Consider the following 2,483-nt stretch of genomic DNA (forward strand, 5'->3'; position numbering starts at 1 on the left):
TACCGCGAGAGCGGTTTCGTCCTTGTCCGCGAGGCTGTCATTTGGGCGGAGAAAATGCTGCGTGGTGCGCGCACGTCTGGTTCGGTGAAGCCGCCCTGCAGCGAAGAAACGACCGCTGAACGGCGGGTAATGGGATGTGTCGGCTGCTTCCCCACCGTTGGTTATCCTGAAGAGGGATCAACCGTGCATCAAGGAGAAGTAGCCATGTGTGCAAAGAAGTCAGGAAGCTTTGAAGACGTTGCCGTCGTCGGTGTCGATATCGGCAAGGACACGTTTCATCTGGTCGGGTTCGACCGCGCCGGCCAACTGGTCATGCGCAAGCAGATCAAGCGCTTGGCCCTGAATGCCACCTTTGAGCAACTCCCACGCTGCATCGTGGGGATGGAGGCTTGCCTCAGCGCCCATTTTGTAAGCCGAACGCTGCGGGGCATGGGGTTCGAGCCGCGGATCATACCGGCGATTTACGTGAAGCCGTTCAACAAGGGCCAGAAGAACGATTACAACGACGCCGAGGCGATCGCCGAAGCCGCGTTGCGGCCTAACCTTCGGACCGTTTCAGAGAAGAACCAGGATCAGCTCGACCTTCAGGCCCTGCACCGGGTCCGGGCACGGCTGGTATCGCGGCGCACAGCCACCATCAACCAGATCCGGGCCTTCCTGATCGAGCAGGGCATCACCGTCAGGTCGGGGCTGCGGGCGCTGAAGAATTCCTTCGAAACGATCCTCGAACAGCGGCGGGATGAGATCTCACCTCGAATGCGTGGCATCCTGATCGGGCTTTACGGCGACTGGCTCTGGCTGGACAAACGGATCGGGGACGTCTCCGGCGAGATCGAAGCGATCAGCCGCACCGAAGAGAACTGCGCCAACATCATGACGATACCCGGCATCGGGCCAATGATCTCGACGGCGATGGTTGCGGCAGTCGGCAAAGGCGAGGCGTTCGACAGGGGGCGCGATTTTGCAGCCTGGGTTGGTCTGGTGCCCCGGCAATTCAGCACGGGCGGTCGCACCATTCTCGGCCGGATCACCAAACGCGGCAGCCGCTACCTGAGGATGTTGTTCGTGCAGGCGGCGAAAGTGATCATGATGCGCCCACACCGATGGTCCGACTTCAGTTTCGGACCGTGGCTGAGCGAGGCGGTCGCCCGTATGCCACGAAACAAGGCGGCCATCGCGCTTGCCAACAAACTCGCTCGAACCGCCTGGAGCCTTCTGCGGCACGGCACCCGGTTCGACGCGCCAAAAGACGCGGCTATGGAAGCGATCTGACGCTTTCCACGGTCACGAAGGAGTTCGCGGTAGAGAGGACAGCATGGAACGGAGAAAATACGCCCCCAGAGTCTGACGGCCCAAATGGTCGTAATGGACCTTGCCGGTAATGAGACCACGGAGCGTGCGTAACCCCATCAAGGCCACGGCCCGCGAGCCGATCAACAGGCCGGATACATATGAGCGATTTCCGAAGCCGTGCCGGATTCTCAATTGCGAACAGCAGCCGACACATACATTGGGCCGGGAGCGACGGCCGCCGCCACCACTGATCCTGCCCCGAAAAAGTGGACGGGGTCAGGCCGTCATGCGCTCCATGTCGGCCGGTGATCTGTAGCCTATCGCGGAATGCAGCCGGCGTGAATTGTAGAAGCCTTCGATGTAGGCGAAGAGGTCGCGGCGCGCTTCGTCCCTTGTGGCGTAGGCTCGGTGGTGGACGCGCTCGACCTTGAGCGTGTGGAAGAAGCTCTCCATTGGCGCATTGTCGAGGCAATTGCCTTTTCGGCTCATCGAGGGCGTTATCTTCGCCGCAGCAAGGGCTTGGCGGTATTCATCGGCCGCGTATTGAATGCCGCGATCGGAATGCTGGATCAGCCCGGGGGCCGGCCGCTGGCGTTTGATGGCCATCTCGAGTGCTTCGAGAGCGATCGATGCATGCAGGGTCTCGCGCATACTCCAGCCGACGACCTTGCGGGTGTGCATGTCGATCAGCGCCGCAAGAAAGAGCCAACCCTCGCCGGTCCGGATGTAAGTCAGATCGGCCAGCCAGACCTGGTTTGGCGCCGACGCTGTAAAGTTCCGGCGCAGCCTGTTCGGAGCGATCGGATAGTCGTGCCGACTGTCGGTCGTGCGCACCCCTCGCGGGATTGCGGCCAGCCCGCGCAGGCCAGCAAGGCGCATCAGACGGGCGATACGGTGGCGCCCGGCACACCGGCCGGCCGCGCGCAGAACGGCATGGATACGCGGCGCACCGTAGCACCCGCCGCTTTCCGCATGGGCGCTCCGAATATCCTTGAGCAAGTCCCGGTTCTCCAAGCTGCGCCTGCTCTCTGGTCGCCGCCGCCAGGCATAGTAGCCGCTGGCGGAGACCTCGAGGACGGCACAGATGGTGCGCACGGGCCAGATGTGACGATGCTCATCCACGAACCCGAAGCTCATCGGGTGGCCGCTCCGAAGATGAGCGCCGCCTTCCTAAGAAACACGGGCGGTCT

The 2,483-nt window shown here is 62.3% G+C and carries 1 protein-coding gene and 1 pseudogene; one reads left to right on the forward strand and one right to left on the reverse strand.

Translation table 11 applies throughout. The annotated features are described in order from the left end of the window. Window positions 1-204: 204 nt before the first annotated feature. Window positions 205-1,272, forward strand: coding sequence for an IS110 family RNA-guided transposase (locus OCH239_RS21180; protein ID WP_037267436.1), 1,068 nt, complete (start codon window positions 205-207; stop codon window positions 1,270-1,272). 297 nt (window positions 1,273-1,569) lie between these two features. On the opposite strand, the pseudogene OCH239_RS21185 reads toward OCH239_RS21180, so the two are convergent. Continuing rightward, window positions 1,570-2,454 (reverse strand): annotated as a pseudogene (locus tag OCH239_RS21185) (IS3 family transposase); the annotation flags it as partial. Window positions 2,455-2,483 lie beyond the last annotated feature (29 nt).

This window comes from Roseivivax halodurans JCM 10272 (assembly GCF_000521785.1).
Classification (GTDB): domain Bacteria; phylum Pseudomonadota; class Alphaproteobacteria; order Rhodobacterales; family Rhodobacteraceae; genus Roseivivax; species Roseivivax halodurans.

Bases quoted from the DNA above. Each gene is read 5' to 3' on its own strand.
- OCH239_RS21180 (WP_037267436.1), top strand. From the start codon at position 205: ATGTGTGCAAAGAAGTCAGGAAGCTTTGAAGACGTTGCCGTCGTCGGT.